Source organism: Bacillus sp. TSO22 (genome assembly GCF_020223595.1).
In the GTDB taxonomy this organism is placed as follows: Bacteria; Bacillota; Bacilli; order Bacillales; family Bacillaceae; genus Bacillus; species Bacillus inaquosorum.
In genome coordinates this window covers 124,813-143,565 of record NZ_JAHAWO010000004.1, presented here as the reverse complement: position 1 = coordinate 143,565, position 18,753 = coordinate 124,813, and the positions used below count along the sequence as shown (strand labels likewise).

At 45.4% G+C, this 18,753-nt stretch carries 22 protein-coding genes; 1 reads left to right on the top strand and 21 read right to left on the bottom strand.

Annotated elements, in window-relative coordinates:
- Positions 1-86: 86 nt before the first annotated feature.
- From ureC to KHQ79_RS05615, 20 genes are all read right to left on the bottom strand, one after another.
- Positions 87-1,796 carry an urease subunit alpha gene (gene ureC, locus KHQ79_RS05710; protein WP_003235723.1) on the bottom strand — a complete coding sequence of 570 codons (1,710 nt, stop codon included), beginning with the start codon at positions 1,794-1,796 and terminating at the stop codon, positions 87-89.
- A complete protein-coding gene (gene ureB / locus KHQ79_RS05705) occupies positions 1,793-2,167 on the bottom strand; it encodes an urease subunit beta (RefSeq protein WP_003235724.1) in 375 nt (124 codons plus the stop codon). The genes ureC and ureB overlap by 4 nt, the downstream gene beginning before the upstream one ends.
- Positions 2,164-2,481, bottom strand: coding sequence for an urease subunit gamma (gene ureA, locus KHQ79_RS05700; protein WP_003227724.1), 318 nt, complete (start codon positions 2,479-2,481; stop codon positions 2,164-2,166). Before ureA ends, ureB begins: the two co-directional genes overlap by 4 nt.
- 99 nt (positions 2,482-2,580) lie before the next feature.
- A complete protein-coding gene (gene urtE / locus KHQ79_RS05695) occupies positions 2,581-3,282 on the bottom strand; it encodes an urea ABC transporter ATP-binding subunit UrtE (protein ID WP_003235728.1) in 702 nt (233 codons plus the stop codon).
- Positions 3,279-4,028 carry an urea ABC transporter ATP-binding protein UrtD gene (urtD, locus tag KHQ79_RS05690; RefSeq protein WP_225514361.1) on the bottom strand — a complete coding sequence of 250 codons (750 nt, stop codon included), beginning with the start codon at positions 4,026-4,028 and terminating at the stop codon, positions 3,279-3,281. Before urtD ends, urtE begins: the two co-directional genes overlap by 4 nt.
- Complete coding sequence (gene urtC / locus KHQ79_RS05685; protein ID WP_003235732.1) at positions 4,003-5,073, bottom strand: urea ABC transporter permease subunit UrtC; 1,071 nt, start codon at positions 5,071-5,073, stop codon at positions 4,003-4,005. The genes urtD and urtC overlap by 26 nt, the downstream gene beginning before the upstream one ends.
- Positions 5,074-5,084: 11 nt before the next feature.
- Complete coding sequence (gene urtB, locus KHQ79_RS05680) at positions 5,085-5,987, bottom strand: urea ABC transporter permease subunit UrtB (protein ID WP_003235734.1); 903 nt, start codon at positions 5,985-5,987, stop codon at positions 5,085-5,087.
- A gap of 32 nt (positions 5,988-6,019) precedes the next feature.
- The gene (gene urtA, locus KHQ79_RS05675) at positions 6,020-7,276 is read right to left on the bottom strand and encodes an urea ABC transporter substrate-binding protein (protein WP_225514359.1); all 1,257 of its coding nucleotides are present in this window, start codon (positions 7,274-7,276) and stop codon (positions 6,020-6,022) included.
- A 205-nt stretch (positions 7,277-7,481) separates the two neighbouring features.
- Positions 7,482-7,670, bottom strand: a complete 189-nt coding sequence (gene csbD, locus KHQ79_RS05670) for a stress response protein CsbD (protein ID WP_225514357.1) — start codon at positions 7,668-7,670, stop codon at positions 7,482-7,484.
- Positions 7,671-7,741: 71 nt separating this feature from the next.
- Positions 7,742-8,221, bottom strand: coding sequence for a hypothetical protein (locus KHQ79_RS05665; RefSeq protein ID WP_003235739.1), 480 nt, complete (start codon positions 8,219-8,221; stop codon positions 7,742-7,744).
- A 174-nt stretch (positions 8,222-8,395) separates the two neighbouring features.
- A complete protein-coding gene (gene rapB, locus KHQ79_RS05660) occupies positions 8,396-9,529 on the bottom strand; it encodes a response regulator aspartate phosphatase RapB (protein ID WP_003235741.1) in 1,134 nt (377 codons plus the stop codon).
- Between the two features lie 196 nt (positions 9,530-9,725).
- Positions 9,726-10,751 carry a GTP 3',8-cyclase MoaA gene (gene moaA / locus KHQ79_RS05655; protein WP_225514355.1) on the bottom strand — a complete coding sequence of 342 codons (1,026 nt, stop codon included), beginning with the start codon at positions 10,749-10,751 and terminating at the stop codon, positions 9,726-9,728.
- Between the two features lie 15 nt (positions 10,752-10,766).
- Positions 10,767-11,555 (bottom strand): formate dehydrogenase accessory sulfurtransferase FdhD, encoded by a 789-nt coding sequence (gene fdhD / locus KHQ79_RS05650; RefSeq protein ID WP_060399703.1) that lies wholly within the window; start codon positions 11,553-11,555, stop codon positions 10,767-10,769.
- Positions 11,556-11,656: 101 nt separating this feature from the next.
- Complete coding sequence (locus KHQ79_RS05645) at positions 11,657-11,818, bottom strand: hypothetical protein (protein ID WP_032731674.1); 162 nt, start codon at positions 11,816-11,818, stop codon at positions 11,657-11,659.
- Between the two features lie 92 nt (positions 11,819-11,910).
- Positions 11,911-12,585, bottom strand: coding sequence for a vWA domain-containing protein (locus KHQ79_RS05640; RefSeq protein WP_003235748.1), 675 nt, complete (start codon positions 12,583-12,585; stop codon positions 11,911-11,913).
- A 320-nt stretch (positions 12,586-12,905) separates the two neighbouring features.
- On the bottom strand, positions 12,906-13,589 hold the full coding sequence (locus tag KHQ79_RS05635) for a vWA domain-containing protein (RefSeq protein ID WP_060399704.1): 684 nt from the start codon (positions 13,587-13,589) through the stop codon (positions 12,906-12,908).
- 395 nt (positions 13,590-13,984) lie between these two features.
- Complete coding sequence (gene spoIID / locus KHQ79_RS05630; protein ID WP_060399705.1) at positions 13,985-15,016, bottom strand: stage II sporulation protein D; 1,032 nt, start codon at positions 15,014-15,016, stop codon at positions 13,985-13,987.
- A gap of 195 nt (positions 15,017-15,211) precedes the next feature.
- The gene (murA, locus tag KHQ79_RS05625) at positions 15,212-16,522 is read right to left on the bottom strand and encodes a UDP-N-acetylglucosamine 1-carboxyvinyltransferase (protein ID WP_003221875.1); all 1,311 of its coding nucleotides are present in this window, start codon (positions 16,520-16,522) and stop codon (positions 15,212-15,214) included.
- Positions 16,523-16,555: 33 nt separating this feature from the next.
- Positions 16,556-17,296, bottom strand: a complete 741-nt coding sequence (locus tag KHQ79_RS05620; RefSeq protein ID WP_225514354.1) for a YwmB family TATA-box binding protein — start codon at positions 17,294-17,296, stop codon at positions 16,556-16,558.
- 134 nt (positions 17,297-17,430) lie between these two features.
- Entirely contained in the window at positions 17,431-17,661 is a 231-nt protein-coding gene (locus KHQ79_RS05615) for a DUF1146 family protein (protein ID WP_003221879.1), read from the bottom strand.
- A 177-nt stretch (positions 17,662-17,838) separates the two neighbouring features.
- On the opposite strand from KHQ79_RS05615, the gene KHQ79_RS05610 reads away from it, so the two are divergent.
- The gene (locus KHQ79_RS05610; protein ID WP_003235760.1) at positions 17,839-18,312 is read left to right on the top strand and encodes a hypothetical protein; all 474 of its coding nucleotides are present in this window, start codon (positions 17,839-17,841) and stop codon (positions 18,310-18,312) included.
- Between the two features lie 33 nt (positions 18,313-18,345).
- Here the strand turns inward: KHQ79_RS05610 and KHQ79_RS05605 are convergent, their stop codons facing one another.
- Positions 18,346-18,744, bottom strand: coding sequence for a F0F1 ATP synthase subunit epsilon (locus KHQ79_RS05605; RefSeq protein WP_003221882.1), 399 nt, complete (start codon positions 18,742-18,744; stop codon positions 18,346-18,348).
- Positions 18,745-18,753: the final 9 nt, after the last annotated feature.

The window sequence follows — 18,753 nt, the reverse complement described above, 5'->3', positions numbered from 1 at the left end:
TCAACATCTAATATACACTAAATGCGGGGTTTTTGTGCACCGTTTTGAGTCAATAGTACGGCCGGATGCACTCCGGCCGCGTCTTGTCAGAATAAGAAATATCTTTGTCCAAGCGGAACATAATCGACAGGCTGGCAAGACAGTTCCTCTCCGTCAGCGAAGACCTGATAGGTTTTTGGATCAACTTCGATCTTCGGCAAAGCTGAGTTCAATTTCATATCCAGCTTGCTCAGCTTTCTGATATTCTTGACAGGAGAAATTCTTTTTTCCAGCCCTAAGCTTTCCGCCACACCCAGCTCTATGCTTGCCTGAGACATAAATGTAATGGAGGTTGAGCGATTGGCTTTTCCGTAAGACGCATACATTTGCCGCATAAACACCGGTTCCGGAGTCGGGATGGATGCGTTCGGATCTCCCATTTGCGCACGTGCAATCATGCCGCCCTTTAAAACCAGTTCCGGCTTTACGCCAAAAAATACCGGGTCCCACAGAACGAGATCAGCAAGCTTCCCTTTTTCCACCGAACCGACTTCATGGCTGAGCCCGTGAGTAATCGCTGGATTAATCGTGTATTTGGCAATGTAGCGTTTTGCGCGCACATTGTCATTTCCGTTTTCGCCGGCAAGAGCCCCGCGCTGCTTTTTCATTTTGTCAGCTACCTGCCACGTTCGGATGATCACTTCTCCGACCCGCCCCATCGCTTGGGAATCCGATGATGTCATGCTGATCGCACCGATATCATGGAGAATGTCCTCTGCCGCAATGGTCGCAGCCCTGATTCTTGAATGGCTGAACGCCACATCTTCAGGCACTTTCGCATCTAAATGGTGGCAGACCATCATCATATCAAGATGCTCATCCATCGTATTAACGGTATAAGGAATGGTTGGCGTTGTGGATGACGGCAGAATGTTAGCATAAGAGGCGAGCTTCATAATATCCGGGGCATGGCCGCCGCCGGCTCCTTCAATGTGATAAGTATGAATGACCCGGTCCCCGATCGCGTCGAGCGTGTTTTCCAGGAAGCCCGCTTCGTTAATCGTATCGGTATGAATGGCGACTTGAATATCAGCCTCATCCACGACTTCCATACACGTTTTGATGGCGCTTGGCGTCGTGCCCCAGTCTTCATGAAGCTTAAGGCCGATGGCGCCTGCTTCGACCTGCTCGATCAGCGGCGCTTTATCGGATGCATTCCCTTTTCCTAAGAAGCCGACATTGATCGGAAACTCCTCTGCCGCTTCCAGCATCCTTGCCATATACCACGCGCCGGACGTACATGTTGTCGCTTTGCTTCCTGTAGCTGGGCCTGTTCCGCCTCCCAAAAGAGTCGTCACACCTGAAGAAAGCGCAACTTCCATCTGCTGAGGACAAATAAAATGAATGTGCGTGTCCACTCCTCCGGCTGTTAAAATTTTTCCTTCACCGGAAATCACCTCTGTACCGGCGCCGATGACCATATGCGGATCGACTCCGTCCATGATATCAGGGTTGCCGCTTTTTCCGACGCCAACAATCCGGCCGTCTTTCACACCGACATCCGCTTTAACAATGCCTGTATAATCCAATAGCACGACGTTGGTGATGACCAAGTCCAAAGCGCCGTCTTTCCCTGTGATTCTGCCGTTTTGGCCCATGCCGTCCCGGATCGTTTTTCCGCCGCCAAAGATCATTTCTTCACCATATACGGTGAAATCCTTTTCGACTTCGATCCATAAATCTGTATCGCCCAATCTGATTTTATCGCCCGTTGTCGGGCCAAACAGCTCCGCATATTGCTCCCGTGACATTTTCATCGGATTACACCCTCCATCCAGCCGGCTTGTTTTAAGTTGGCTAACGTTTTTTCTTTGCCGCGTTCATCGATAAACGTGTCGGCCATTGCATTCAGGCCTCTTATTGTCTTTCGTCCTCCGATTTCCACAAGCGTGACCGTTTTCTGCTCGCCCGGCTCAAAACGGACCGACGTGCCTGATGGAACATCAAGGCGCATGCCGATCGCCTGCTCGCGATCAAATGATAATGCCCCGTTGGCTTCTGCAAAATGAAAATGCGAGCCGACTTGAATGGAGCGTGATCCGGTGTTTTTTACCGCTACCTCCCGTGTCTCGCGGCCTTCATTAATCGCAATCGTTCCCTCAGCAATCTGGAATGCTCCCGGCTTCATGACTTCACCTCCGCAGAAATTGGCTGATGTACCGTGACAAGCTTCACTCCATCCGGAAATGTGGCCTCCACCTGAATGCTGTCCAGCATCTCAGGCACACCCTCCATTACATCTTTTTCCGTTAACACATGGCGGCCGGCTTCCATCAGCTCCGCTACTCCCTTCCCGTCACGTGCGCCTTCCATGATAAAACAGGTGATATAAGCGGCAGCCTCAGGATAGTTCAGCAGAACGCCCCGCGCCTTTCGCTGTTTGGCTAATTCCCCCGCTGCAAAAATGAGCAATTTCTCTTGTTCAACCGGTGTCAGTTTCATCTGTAGTCCTCCTTCTTTTGTCATATAAAGCGGATGCGGTTACTACGAATTTGCGGAACATGCAGGCGGGACATCACCTCCCTTTCTTCAGAATGAAGATCATACAGTAAGATGCCTTTCAAAGCGGCGTGCCGTTTCTTCATCGGCCTTTCCATGGTCAACAACCGTTCCCCTGTCGATCACATAAAGGTAGTCAGCACAGGTTAACGCGTTTTCCAGACTGTGCTCGACTAATATAACGGACATGTCTTTTTTTCTGGAAATTTCTACGATAACGTGTCTGATTAGTTCGACAATTGAAGGTTGAATCCCTTCCATTGGTTCATCTAGTAAAATAATTTTTGGATTTCCCATCAGCGCTCTGGCAATTGCAAGCTGCTGCTGCTGGCCTCCGCTTAAATCGCCGCCTTTGCGGTCAAGCATCTCCTTCAAAACGGGAAACCACTGAAAAATCTCTTCCTTGATCTGCCCCGTCCGGTCCTTCCGCGGAAGCGGCTCTTCCCCGAGCAGCAGGTTGTCACGAACGGTTAAGGAGGAAAAGATGTCTCTTCCCTGCGGAACATACGCAATCCCCGCTTTTGCCCGTGTTTCCGCCTTTTCGTTTTGAACAAACGTTTGATTGAAACAAATATCCCCCTGTTTAGCAGGAAGCAGGCCTATGATTGTTTTCAGCAAAGTGGATTTGCCAACTCCGTTTCGGCCTAATACAGCGACAATTTGCCCTGGACGAACCTCCATGCTGAAATTGTGCAAAACCATCGATTGATCGTAACCAGACGTTACATTGCTGACGGCAATCATGACACACCGCTCCTTCCTAAATACACCGCTGCCACCTCTTCATTGCTTGTAATGTCATCCATCGACCCTTCACAAAGCACTTTGCCTTCATGCATCACCGTGACTTTTCTGGAAAATGAGCGCACAAAATCCATATCGTGCTCGACAATCAGAACAGAGCACGTTTTCGCGATTTCTTCAAGCAGGGCTCCGGTTTTTTCCCGCTCCTTTCCCGTCATGCCAGCAATCGGTTCATCCAGCAGCAAAAGCTTCGGCTCCATGGCGAGCTGCATCCCGATCTCAAGCCATTGCTTCTGTCCATGTGACAGGCTGCCAGCTGTTATATCCCGCTTTTCGTCTAACCCAACCAGCCGCAAGATGTCTATGATTCTGTCACTTTGCTGTTTCGTCATACGCGCTGTCAGCAATGAAAGGATCGTTTTTCTCTGTTTCATGGCAAGCTCGAGGTTTTCAAACACCGTCAGCTGTGTAAAAACACTCGGTGCCTGAAACTTCCGGGCGACCCCCAGTTTGGCGATCTGATATTCCCGAGCCTTTGTCAATTCATTCGTTTCCTGAAACAGAACTTCGCCCGAATGCGGCTTTGTTTTGCCGCAAATAATGTCCAGCAAAGTCGTTTTTCCGGCGCCGTTCGGCCCAATCAGAAAATGGATATCGCATTCCTGCACGCTGATATCAGCGCCCTGCAAAGCCCAAAACCCGTCAAACTCAACCCTTACGTCACGGCAGGTAAGTATCGGTTTCATAAGCAGCCGCTCCTTTCTTTTTCGAGGAAGAAAGCTGGGTTCTAAGCTTCTCGAACAGCCCGACAATCCCTTTTGGCATATAGAGCACGACGATGATAAACAGCGCGCCGAGAAAGTACAGCCAAATGTCAGGATAATATTCGCTTAAATAGCTTTTCATGCCGTTCGTTAACAGCGCGCCAAGCACCGCTCCGAAAATGGAGTGCCGGCCGCCGATCGCCACCCACAGCACCATTTCCACCGAAGGGATGATGCCCATCATTTCCGGTGAGATCATCCCGTCCTGAAGCACAAACAGCATCCCGGCAATCCCTGCCATCGCAGCGGATACACAGTAAATAAACACTTTAAAATTGGTGGAATGATACCCGAAAAAACGGACCCTGTTTTCTCCGTCACGCACCGCCTGCAACAGCCGTCCAAAACGGCTTCTCGTCAGAAACAAAGCGAACATGACAGAAACACAGAGGAAAAAGACTGTCGTAAAATACAGGATCTGCTTCATTGCAGGATCGGCCAGAGCATATTGAAAAATGGTATAGAAATTCGTGAGGCCATTCGTTCCGCCGGTGATTTCCTGGCTGCCGATGAACAATGTGACAACCACCACCACAACAGCCTGAGAGATCAACGAAAAATAAACACCCTTTATATTGTTGCGGAAGGTAAAGTAACCGAGTAAAAAGGCCAGAAAGACAGGCACAATGACAGCCGCGGCAATCGCAGCAAAAGGATACCTGAACATTGTCCAAATCCACGGCAATTCATTGACGCCGGTCCACTCCATAAAATCAGGTATACCTGACGGCGAAGCCTCTATCTTTAAGTACATGGCCATGCAGTAAGCACCCAATCCGAAAAAGACGCCATGCCCCAAACTCAAAATGCCTGTATATCCCCAAATCAGGCAAATGCCGACCGCTACAATCGCGAAGCATAAAAACTTCGCCAACAGCCCTAATCGAAACTCCTGCAGAAAGAACGGAGCGGCGATAAAAAGGGCAAACATCACAAGATACGGACTGAATTGTGAAAACCGCTTCATCCGGTTCCCTCCTAATCAAGTAATCTCGTTCTGACACTCGCAAGACCTGAAGGCCGCCATTGCAGAAAGAGAATAATAAAGGCAAACACGACTACCTTTGCAATCGTAGCGCTTGTGGAATACTCAACGAATGTGCTCAGCAAACCGACCGTCACCGCGCCGATAATCGTTCCTTTTAATTTTCCGATTCCGCCTAATATGACGATCATGAAAGCATCAACAAGGTATGACGAACCGAGAGTAGGCCCGATCGAACCAAGCAAGGTGAGTGAGCTCCCCGCGATACCGGCCAGTCCGCTTCCGAGTGCGAAAGCCAATGTATCTGTTTTTCTCACAGATACGCCGAGACACGATGCCATGCTCCGGTTCAGCGTAACAGCCTGCATCCGCCGCCCCGCAGAGCTTTTAAACAAATACAATCCGAGCAGCGCCAGCGTAAAAAGAACGAGCGCCAAAATAAACAGCCTTTTATACGGAAAGGTAACGGAAAAAAGCGTCACTCCTCCCGTCAGCCACTCAGGAGACTTGACGGCCACATTCGGCGCGCCAAAAATCGATCTGGCCGCCTGCTGCAGAATTAAGCTCACCCCCCACGTCGCCAAAAGGCTGTCGAGCGGACGGTCATATAATCGACTGACAATCACTTTTTCAATGACAATCCCTATAAGCGCCGCAACCGCAAACGCCATGATGATCGCGATTAAAAAATAGTAAGAAAACAGAGAAGCCGGCAAATAGCTTAAAAATAGCTGCTGAACAACATATGTCGTATAGGCTCCTGCCATAATCAGCTCACCGTGCGCCATATTAATAATGTTCATCAAACCGAATGTAACGGCCAATCCAATCGCAATGAGAATCAAAATAGAACCGAGACTGATCCCGTTAAATAATTGAGTCACGACGACAGACATGCTCCGCCTCCTCCCCCGCAAACGGCTTTGATTTATTTAGATAACCCCTTTGCCCAGTCGTACGTTTTTAGGTACGGATCAGGTTTTACAGGATCACCTGAGTTCCATACTTCTTTAAACTGTCCATCCCCCGTGATCTGTCCGATTCTGACCGTTTTGTAAAGATGCTGTGTATCCCCGTCAATTTTCACTGTGCCGCCCGGGGCCTTGAATGAAATCCCGTCAGCCGCTCTCTTCACCTTATCAACATCAAAGGATTTGGCTTTTTCAACAGCCGCTGCCCAGAGATAGACCGCGTTATAGCCGGCTTCAATCGGGTCGCTCGTCACCCGGCTATCGCCGTTCATTTTTTTATAGTTCTTTACGAATGTTTGATTTTCGCTCGTATTGGTTGTCTGGAAGTAATTCCACACCGCATAATGTCCTTTTAGCACATCAGGGCCGATCCCCCGAATTTCTTCCTCAGCAACACTTGCCGACATGACAGGCATATCGTCGGCCGATATCCCAGCATCTTTCAGCTGTTTGAAAAACGCCACGTTGCTGTCACCGTTTAATGTATTAAAAATGACATCGGGCTGTTTTTCTTTGATTTTGCTGACGAGCGTACTGTAATTCGTGTGGCCGAGCGGCGTATACTCTTCACCGGCAATTTCTCCTCCGGCCGCCTTCACTTGCGCTTTAATGATTTTGTTGGCTGTTCTCGGGAACACATAATCTGATCCAATCAGAAAGAAGGTCTTCCCCTTCTTCTTCAGCAGCCAATCGACAGCCGGCACAATTTGCTGATTTGTCGTTGCTCCGGTATAAACAATATTAGGTGATGACTCCATTCCTTCGTACTGTACCGGATAGAATAGCAGCCCATTATTTTGCTCCACAACCGGAAGCATGGCTTTGCGGCTTGCTGACGTCCACCCGCCAAAAACAGCAGCCGCTTTATCCTGCTGAAGCAGCTTTCTCATTTTTTCCGCATATGTAGGCCAGTCTGAGGCGCCGTCTTCCACGACGGGTTCAAGCTTCTTGCCGAGAACTCCGCCTTTTTGATTGATTTCGTTAATAGCCATTAGCTCTGCATCATGGACAGACACTTCGCTGATCGCCATTGTCCCGCTTAATGAGTGAAGAATCCCAACCTTCACTGAATCCCCGCTTGTGTCGATTTCAACTGTTTTTTTCGCAGCCCCGCTGGCTTCCGACACTTTCTTGGGCGCAGTACATCCCGTCATCAAAACCATGATCAGAAACACCAGAAAAACAGCCTGTATTCCAACCTCTTTGCTTTTCATTCAGAACCTCCCTTTGTCTGATTCTCACCAATCGATGTTATAAAAGTTAACAACTCATGTCATTATTATATAGAAGAGGTTCATTAATTCAAAGAATATTTAGAAATTTTAGATACCTTAACCAAATCGATTGCTTTTTTTGTTATATTTATTCACATCAACAAAAAAGGCAGGAAACATATCGTTTCCTGCCTTTTCCGTATGATTAATCTTTATCTGTGAATGTATCCTTTGCTTTCCCGATATCCTTTTGGATCTCGCCTTTCGCCTTATCTTTTTTGCCTTCTGCCTGCATATCCGATTTAGCGGTCATATCTCCGACTTTATCCTTCACTTCTCCTTTGGCTTTATTTAAGCCGCCTTTCATTTTATCTTTTACACTATCGTTACCCATGTTGTTCTCTCCCTTCAATTATGTGTGTACTTGTTACCTTCCCGATCTGACAGGCGGTAAACATTTGAATGTTATTTATCGATTTCGTAGCGCTCTCCATAGCGAAGCACCTTGTATATTGCCAGCCCGTCGGATGACTTTTTCTCTGAATACCGTACCGGAAGCAGGGCGAAAAACACGTAATACGTAGAAAAATAGACAAACTGATAGAAAAACACATTCGGCTTTAATACACTGTGTAAAATCAGCAAGTTGACCGTAAAAATCGTTAACAGGTTAAACAGGCAGCCCCCGGCATACACGAGTGCATGTGAGAACCGATTGTCGATTTTCAGCTCACCATACCGGCAAAAAGAATCCATAAAATAGATCGTTCTGATCCGTATCGGCCCAATCTTGAGCAGCGTTTTGCCCATTCCAATATCCAATGATCCTTTTCCGCCAAAAATAAAAGCCATAAAGCTGTGCCCTGAAACATGTATGATCGATACAAGCGGCAGAACAATGAGGAAAGACCACAGAAACTTCACCATATCATTGAAACCAAACATCAAATTCCCCCTCACGCTTGTCATAGACTCCGGCACCGTCTGAACCCTGCCATTTTGACGTTTGTGTTCAAAAGCAATATGTAGCGATTTTTCCTGTTCTCCCCGGAAATAAACGTTCCGATGCTCCCCTTTTTTTGCATATAAAAAAACCACCTGGCAGCAGATGGTTTCGTCTCACACTTGATATAAACAATCGTTCCTTTGAATCATCTCTCTCATGCTGACCGCTTTTTCATAAAAATACACCGCTTCTTTGTAGTGTTCGCGATGACTGAAATAGGAGGCAGCATCCAAAGCGAATTCTTCAATATATACGTAAAGGGCTTTTTCTTCCATATAGTCAAATACTTCTTGAATCATATCCAAATTGACAGATTCCACATATAAGGCCTGCAGAAATTTATATTTTGCCAGACTGAAGAAGTCGTTTCGTTTTTGGGCGATGGCAATCCCTTTTTCGTAGTACCGCATCGCAGCTTGGACATCTTGTTTTTTGAAAAGAACGCGAGTCAGGCTGAATAGCGCTTTCGGAAGCTGTTCCAGCTGATGCTCTTCAAAGACAGGAAGCGCTTTTTCAAAGTATTCCGCAGCTTGATCCAGCTCTCCTTTGTCATCATAGCAATTCCCGATGTTATAGAGGGCTGAGCCGATCAAACGGGGCTGCCCTTCCAATAAAGCCAGACGATACGCGTCATCCAAATGCTCCAGCGCTTTTTCATAGTTTCTGTAGTCAATGTAGTTTCCTGATATGACGAAATGGCATTGAATTCTTCTGACTCTGTAAAAATCGTGAGCCTTGTATGTCTCAAGCGCCTGTACGGCGTGATTCATGGAAAAGTGCGTCTGCTTCATGATATAAAAGACTTCCGCCACTTTAAAATGATATTCCGCTCTTTCAATTTCATCTTCTACAAACGCAAGCATCTTCTCAGCTTTCCGATAAAAGGATATAGCCGAGATGTAATTGTTCTGTTCAAATTCGTACATTCCTCTGAATAAGTGAAAATAATACTCAGATAATCCGGAGATGCTGTCCTGATTGCTTTCCAGCGTTTGGATCAATTCTCGATATTGAAGCTGAGATTCCTCGTGCAGGTCGGGCTTTACATAATCCAGCATAATTTGGTGCCGGTAACTGATCAGCTGGTAATACAGCAAAAGCAGCTGATCCTCTTCCATATGTTCTATGTCTTGATCAATCTCTTCCTTCAGCTTAACGGCATCAGCCACTTGAAATGCTAAAATATGCTTATACCACTTATTGATTTTCACTCCTACTTGAGATGACGGGATCTCGTACGCGGCCATGCCCCTCCAACCCTTTCTGTTTTCTAATTGGTTATATTTTATCATAATGTATGGCTTTGGAATTAAAATTTTCTTACAATGATTCCTTCTTTATGCCTATCCTTATATATTTCGGTTTTTGTATGTATTTTTTGCACATAAGCTTTTTCATCAAAAAAGCTTACCGGACAGTGCCGATAAGCTCTTTCATTTCATATTAACCGCCAATATAAGACATTTCCACTTTCTTTTTGCCTGATGCTTTTGATAGCGTACGATCAACCGAATACTGATCGATCCGATTTTTCCATACGTTGCCGATCATCTCTAAAAGTTCATCATCACTTAATCCCTGCCGAACCGGCGCTCTGAGGTCAAATCCGCTTGAAGCGAATAAGCAGGTAAACAGCTCTCCTCTCGCAGAAAGACGAGCCCTGTTGCACGATCCGCAGAATGCATCAGATACAGATGATATGACGCCGATTTCTCCAGATCCGTCCAAGTAGCGGAATCTGGAAGCCACTTCGCCTTTATAATTAGGCGCGGTCGGCTCAACAGGCATCTGTTCATTGATCAAATCAATGATTTCCGCCTTTGTCATGACGTCCTTCTTTTCCCATTGGTTGGTGTTGCCCACGTCCATAAATTCAATGAATCTCAGGATATGTCCTTTTTCTTTAAAATAACGCGCCATAGGCAGAATATCTTTTTCATTGATGCCCTTTTGGACGACCATGTTGATTTTCACACCGAGCCCCGCTTGCTTCGCCGCTTCAATGCCTTCCAGCACCTTGCTGACAGAAATCCCGCGTCCGTTTATCTTTTTAAACCGCTCGTCCTCTAAAGAATCAAGACTGACTGTGACCCGTTTCAGCCCGGCTTCCTTGAGTCTCTCCGCATAAACAGGCAGCAGTGATCCGTTTGTCGTCATCGCAATGTCACGGACACCCGGAATGCGGGCCAGTTTTTTGATTAATTCGGGCATATCTTTTCTCATGAGAGGCTCTCCGCCGGTTAAGCGGATTTTTTCAACACCGAACCTTGTGACAAACAGCGTCGCAAGCCGTTCCAGCTCCTCAAATGAAAGCAGCTCCTCTTTCTTTAAAAAAGGATAATCCGGTCCGAATAATTCGGCGGGCATACAGTACGTGCATCGGAAGTTGCAGCGGTCTGTAACAGAAATGCGAAGGTCTCTCAGCGGTCTGTTCCTTTTATCCAACATCTGACGCGATTCTGTATTCATAGCTACAGCCCCTTCCTATCCCCCGATTCTCTCAGGGTGTGTATATACATTAAACGATCCGTTTCTGACAAATCCGATCGCTGTAATATTTAATTCTTCCGCCATTTGAATCGCAAGCTCCGTCGGGGCCGATTTGGAAATGACAATCGACACACCGATTTTTGCCGCTTTTAACAGGACTTCTGATGAGATTCTGCCGCTGAACACAATCAGTTTGTCGCGGACGGACATCCCGTTCAGAAGACAGTGTCCGTATAATTTATCAAGTGCGTTGTGCCGGCCGATATCTGTGCGCATCAGGAGCAGTTTCTCTGTGTCACAAAGCGCCGCATTGTGGACGCCACCCGTATCCTGAAACGTTCCGCTCCCTTGTTGCATGTCTTTCATAAGCGCCAGACACGCTTCAGGCGATATCTTGATTTGGCTGACAGCCGTTTTTGCGGTTTTGACATCCTGCTGAAAGTAAAAATGGCGGCCCTTTCCGCAGCATGAGCCGATCACCCGTTTCGTATAATCCTTTTGATCCAATGTCTCAGGATGAACGAGGTCGACATAAACAAAACCGAGACTTTCATCTATTGTAAACCTTTTAATCTCTTTTTGAAATCGTATTACACCCTCTGAGGCGAGAAATCCGATGACAAGCTCTTTGATATGCTCCGGCGTACAAACGAGCGTCACAAATTCACTACCGTTCAGTATCACTGTCAAAGGGTATTCCGTCACCATCCGGTCTTCTATTTTGCTGATTTCCCCTTGTTCATAGCGCCATACATCCCTGACCGCAGTTACTTTATCGTTCAATGTCTCTTCCCCTCCGCAATGTTCCTGCCTTTATATTTTTTCACACTCCTCGGATTTTGTCGAATCCTGAGACATAAAAAGAGCCCTCTATATAAAGGGCTCTATGTTTGATTATGCCGATTCTTTTTCAGGATCGTAAACAGCACAACGGCCGCGATCAAGGTGAGCATACTGACAAAAAAGAAGGCTGCCAATTTTAGAAAAACACCGAGTAATATAAACGCCACGGCGGCTATAAGAAAAATCATTCCTAATAATCTCATCTGTTCAACCCCTTTTAAGGGTATCATTCCCGCACCGATCGTTTTTAAACCAATAGAAAAAGGCGCCTGGGGGAGCGCCTTCACTCATACGATTACTCAGTAAATTTTTGTGCTTCTTTTTCCCAAGCCTGTTCAAACTCGTCCGCGCTGTTCGCTGAAATATATTCTCCGCCGCCAGCAACAGCCGCCTGTTTCATCTCTTCATTTCCTTTGACATCAAAGTTGAAGCCAATGATGTTTACAATCGTATCCACATTCGCTTCACGAAGCTTTGCAATTTCCGCCGCTGGATCTCCGCCGCACGTTTCCTCACCGTCAGTAATTAAATACACCACGTTTTTCCCGTCAGCGTCAAATGCTTCAAATTCTTTTCTTGTATCTGAAAGTGCTTTGGCAATCGGTGTCCAGCCAGTCGGCTTGATTTCACTCAATGAATTGTCAAACAGCGATCCTTCATATGGGTGAAGACCGTAAATGGTTTCCGTCGTGCTGCATGAAAGAGCTTTGCCGGACAGTTTATTGTTTCCAGCATGTCCGAAAACGCGAAGCATGAGATTTGTATCCTTTGGAAGCAGCTCGGCAAAAGACTTTACTGATTTTTTCGCAATGTCTATTTTGCGCTCTCCCCCTGTTTTTTGAACCATGCTTCCGCTTCCGTCAAACAAAACCGCTACATTTGTGTCAGCCTGTTTTTCAGCGGCAAAAGACGGAGATGCAAAGGAGACAGTCAGCAATCCAATGATACCGGCAGCCAGCAATTTTTTCATGTTTTTCTTCCTTTCTTTATCATATTTTCCAACTATAGTTGGATTCTTCTTTATGCTAGAATATGAAAATGCAAAAAGATATAGGACAAGCTGCCTTTTGTGCCGCTTTCACTTCCTGTACAAAATCGCTTGAAACGCCGATCTTTTTTAGACATTTTCGCCTAGAAAGCATAAACAGATTGTGACATCCTTCATTCTTTTTTCGCCGTAATCATGTTATAAAACGGAAATCTGCTACTATACTACAGGCAGACAGCTCATCACTTTTGAAAATTTTGTTACATAAAAAAAGAGGCTGACCTTCATCAGCCTCTTTTTTCTTATTTAGATAACATCAGTGATTGCTGAGTGAAGATTTTCTCAACATCTTTTTGAGTATAAGCAGGGAAGTATTCACCGCCGCCTACTTTCGCAATCGCGTTCAGCTGGCCTTTATATCCCTCTTTATAATCAAAACCGATCACATTAACAGTGATATTGTCTTTATGCAGTTCTTTTGCTGTTTTAATTGGATTTCCTCCGCACGTTTCCTCACCGTCTGTCAGCAGATACACCACTTTTTCCCCTTTAGTGTCAAGCTGGTCAAAAGAAGATTTCGCCTCGTTCAGCGCTTTGGCAATTGGCGTCCAGCCAGTCGGCCCAATTGCATTGAGAGAATTGAGGAAGCTTTGCTCGTTAAAGCTTTGGAAGCCGTATACGTTGCGGATGGATTCACATGACTGAACTTTTCCGGAATTTTTATTGTTTCCTTCTGAACCAAACACGCTCATTTTCACCTGAGTTCCTTCCGGCAGTGAGCTTGCAAACTTAGAAATTTCTTTTTTAGCTGAATTAAATTTAGATACACCGTCTATTCTTTTCGCCATGCTTCCGCTGGCATCAAGCAATACTGCCACGTTTGCCGGAGCTTCAGCCTCCGATTCTTTCTTTTCAGCCGCAAAAGCAGGTGAAGTTAATCCAAATAGCAAGCCTGTCATCATGATCAGTGAAAATCTTTTCTTCATGTTCGTACCCCTTTACAAGTTTGTTTCTGCGTGCAGATGTTCAACGCTGAACATAACTAATCGTAATCGACAAAAACAGAGAAATAAATAGGGCGGGCTTCCCCATTGCTGTTGTTTACTTTTGCATAGAAACCTTTGTTTTTATTAGTGATTTCCGCCTAACGCTATGATGAAAATAGATGATTGTCGGCCTTTCGGCTTTCGTTATATGAGTCTGTCGAAGTCTGTCGATAAATGTGGATTACTTTACCACAATCTCAAAGCCATAAATCAGGAAAAAGGGATTGATTCCCTTGTCACCCTAAAGACTGTCAGGAGCTTCTCTAAACAGTTTTAACCGCCCTTAGATAAAAGACATTCAGGAACAGAAAAAGACGCTCAGTGAGCGTCTTTTTTTACTTCTTCGCCATATATTTATTCAAAAACGAATCTGCGTCTGAAATTTGTGTGCCTTGGTAATAGTACTTCACAATTTGATCAACCGTTTTGCCTTCTTTCGCCATAAAATTCGCGCCATATTGGCTCATCCCGACACCGTGGCCAAATCCTTTCGTCGTGACTGTAATCGTGTCTCCGTTTCGCTCCCAATCAAAATCGGCTGAATTAAGGCCCAGCTTTTCGCGTATGTCTCTTCCTTTCAGCGTCTTGCCGTTAATAACGGCTGTTGCGACCTGATGGCCCGGTGTCTCTCCGGTAATCTTTCCGACTGTGCCAGACCCATCCAGCTTGACGCCAAGCTTTTGCTCAAATTCTGCCGCTGTAAAGGTTTTCGTTGCCAAATATTTTGGCGACTTTTTATCCCAAGCGCTTTTGACGCTTTTTAAATATGGGATGGCACTTGTCCAATAGGCTTCTGCATTTTCTGTGTAGCCGTTGCTTGTGGAGAAAAAAGAGGCTTCAATCGGCTGGTTGTTGTACGTTAAGATTTTGCCTTGCGTGCTGGCAACTGCATCTGTGATTTTCTTCAGTTTTCCCTCATAGCTCGCGCCCCACTGTTTTTTCAGCTCTGCTTTGCTTTTATACACCTGAAACATCTGGGTATCATCCACCAGCGAGCCTTTAGGAGCCTCTACCGCTGAATTTGAGACCATCAATCTGACAATAAACGTTCTGGCGGCGAGCGCCTGAGCTTTCAGCGCTTCAGATTCAAAGGTTGCCGGCATTTCGGAGGCGACGACTCCAATCACATACTCTTCAAGCGGAATGTCTTCTACGGATTGATTTGCGGTTCGATAGACGGGAATAGAAACAGGCGATGCTTTCAACGTTTCCGCTCCTTTTGATGCTGGTTTCGTGCTGACTGCTGTCTTTCCTGATTCTACGCTGGCCCCCGCTTCTTTGTTATGCTGGAACGGTATGACCAAGAGTGTGGGAATCAAGAGAATCAATGCACATAGTACGGATAGTGTGATTACGAATTGTTTCATATTCAGCTGCCTCCTGCTCGGGATTCGACTCTAGTCTAGTCTATGGGCAGGGACAAGCTAATATGACTCTCGTTTTGGACAGAAACTTTATTTGTCATTTACGTATTCTTTTTTGCTATTTTGCGCATAATGATGATAATACACGAAAAATAAAAAATCAGTATGCCAGAGTGACATACTGATTTTTAGGTAAGTTTATGCGTTTAAGTCAGAAACGACTTCTTTGTTCTCTTGCTCAGAAGCAGACTCATCATTTACACGTTCGATGTCTGCGCCAATAGCTGCAAGCTTCTTATGGAAATCAACGTAACCGCGGTCTAAGTGCTTCAGTTCTGTAACACGTGTATGACCTTCAGCCACTAACCCCGCAAGAATCAGCGCTGCACCTGCACGCAAATCAGTCGCTGCAACTTCAGCTCCCTGAAGCTGTACAGGGCCATTAATGATGACAGAACGTCCTTCAATCTTGATATCACCATTCATACGGCGGAATTCTTCCGCATGCATAAAACGGTTTTCAAAAACAGTTTCTGTAATCATGCTTGTGCCGCTTGCACGAAGCAGAAGCGCCATCATTTGTGACTGCATGTCAGTCGGGAAGCCTGGGTGAGGCATTGTTTTAATGTCAATCGGTTTAAGTTCTTTCGGGCCGATGACACGCAGGCCTTCACCTTCATCCTTAATCGTTACACCCATCTCTTCCATTTTTGCAATTAAAGAGGTGAGATGTTCAGGAACCGCTCCTTTAACTAATACGTTTCCTTCAGTAATTGCAGCGGCAACCATAAATGTGCCCGCTTCAATGCGGTCAGGAATAATATGGTGTTTTACGCCGTGAAGCTTTTCGACTCCTTCAATTTTGATGGTGCCGGTGCCCGCTCCGCGGATTTTTCCGCCCATGCCATTGATATAGTTTGCTAAATCAACGATTTCAGGTTCTTTCGCCACGTTCTCCAGCGTTGTTGTTCCTTCAGCTAGAGCGGCTGCCATAATCAGGTTCTCTGTAGCTCCTACACTTGGGAAGTCCAGATAGATTTTTGCGCCTTGCAGACGGCCTTTTACTTCAGCTTCGATGAAGCCATTGCCGACTTTGATTTCTGCGCCCATTGCTTCAAAACCTTTTAAATGCTGATCAATCGGTCTGGAACCAATTGCGCATCCGCCCGGAAGCGCAACTCTTGCATGACCTGTACGCGCAAGAAGCGGCCCCATGACAAGCACAGATGCACGCATTTTACGAACATATTCAAAAGGTGCTTCAGTTTGCAAAGCGTATGAAGCATTTACAGTCACTTCATTATTCTCAAAATGCACATCTGCTCCTAAATGACGCAACACTTCATTAATTGTATATACATCGGAGAGCGTAGGTACATCACAAATTACGCTTTTTTCTTCACTTGCTAATAAAGATGCAGCGATAACAGGTAAAACGGCATTTTTAGCGCCTTCAACTTTGACTGTGCCGTTTAACTTTTGACCGCCGCGGACGATGATTTTTTCCAAGGTATTCCCCTCCGCGTCCCTAAATTCTCTATATTAATATTCAGTCGTAACGATTGGTGTGCCAACCGTAACGGTATGTTTTCCGCCCATTCCTGCACTTCTAAGTGCAATTTGCAAATTCATTTTATGTTTCGAGGTCATGATGTACTCTTCCCACTCATCTGTAAACGCAGAAATAGAAACGAAATTTGGCTCAACTACATGTTCTACAGATCTTGCTTGAAATTCTTTTAATAACTGATTTGCTTTTTTTTGCAAAACAATATTCATATTATCATCTAAATGACCATTTAGACAAGTAAAAATAACTACTTTTTCTTGGAATATCCCGAGTGTCTCCCGTTCAAACTGTTCATATGTATCATTCCAGCTATTCGGTGTCTCAAGACTCATTTGCTCATATAATAAATACGAAGTTGGGTTGTGTTTTTTGAGGGTTGTGACAAGCTGCAGTCTAAAAGAAGTGCGATTTTTTTTGTCAGTATATGTGCCAATTGCCTTTACGATTTTATCTTCCTGTGCAATCGCCCAATGATATTGACGATACTCTGATTTTAAATGTTGCACTTTTTTATAAAATTCTTTCTTGGTCAGCGACATGTTTTGTTTTGCATGCAATGTCCACTTATCTATTGACACATCTTGGCGTTCCATCCCCTCTGCAATTTGTGCTAACGGCGTTAACTCACTCGCATGAATTGAATGGAAAATAGCAATGACGAAGCTTAACATCACGGATATGATAATGGCGTAGCTTACTTGTTTTTTCTTCATGTTCATCTCTCCCCCTTATCCCCAGTTTTACCGGAGGCAAGAGGCGCCATACGTAAAAATCTTCGTCAAAACTCGAGCTATTCGCTTCAACCTGCTTCCCCAACCATTCCCATGATTATGATGTTCAAAACCTATTAAAATAGATAGGGAAGCTGCTGTGAATAATTGAGGTAATCTAAAAAGAAATTCGCAACGGTTGTTCCAATGGCGATTGTCAGCAAAATCATCAGGAGTCTTGCCTGCACGACTTTGCCTTTTTTGATTAACGGATCGATATTGACGGCTTGCAGCGCCCACCAAGTCACCGCTATAAAAATCAGGTGAACGACAATGCCAATTGCAGCCTGCTGTCCCAATACACTCATCTATTCCACTCCTTTCATCCTTTCTCCGCGTTTATACCCTTTCTTATTATATAAGAAGCACAGATAAAGATGATACATTTTATACAGAATGGAATAATCAGCCAAATATAGGGCTAATCCCCGCTTAAAGTGCGATTCTTTTACATGGTATACTTTGTTGGAAAGGAGCTGGCAAATGTGAATCATTCTTTTTTTCAGCCTGAAAAGCAATACGGTGAGGACCTGCCAATTTTTGATCAGGAATGGGAAGCAATTGCATTCTATTATGATTATAGACAGTCACAGATTGAAGAACTGAATGAATTGTGTCAGTTTTATAACATTTCTCTTACCTATACGAGAGAAAGCCTTGAAGAGCTTGAAAACCTTTATTTTCAAAGTATACAAGAGCTTTTGCTTGCTGATTGGAATCTTCCTATTGAAGAATTCGAGAAAATGATCAGTGTTTATCTTATAGATTGCGTGATTGCCCACCATGAAGATGCTGAATGGATCGTAAAGCCTTACCCGTATACAGACGGCGCTTATACAATGGGCTTTAGAAGACATCGCAAATCATGGCATACCATGAATTGCTGTGATCGTTTATACTTGCGGCAAAAAGAGAGTCAGCCGCTTTTGTCGCTGTTTGATTCTCTTGTGCGATCATAAAAAAATCCTTCTCATAAAGAGAAGGATTTTTTCTTATTTCCCTGCTACATCCAATCTGTTCAAAGCCCGCTGTAACGCAAGCTCAGCCCGACGAATGTCAGTATCATCTGATTGAGAATTCAAACGCTCCTGCGCCCGCTGACGTGCAGCTGCAGCGCGCTCTTTATCGATGCCTTCCGCTGTCTCAGCAGCCTGGGCAAGGATGGTAACCTGATCAGGACGGACTTCTACAAATCCGCCGCTGACGGCAACCAATTCAGTCTGCCCGTCTTTTTTCAGACGGACAGCGCCGATTTTAAGAGGAGCCACGGTTGGAATATGACCTGGCAAAATACCGAGATCGCCGCTTTCGGCTCTCACGCTCACCATTTCGATATCCGCATCGTATACTGGGCCGTCGGGAGTAACGATATTGACTTTAACGGTCTTCATGCTTTTACC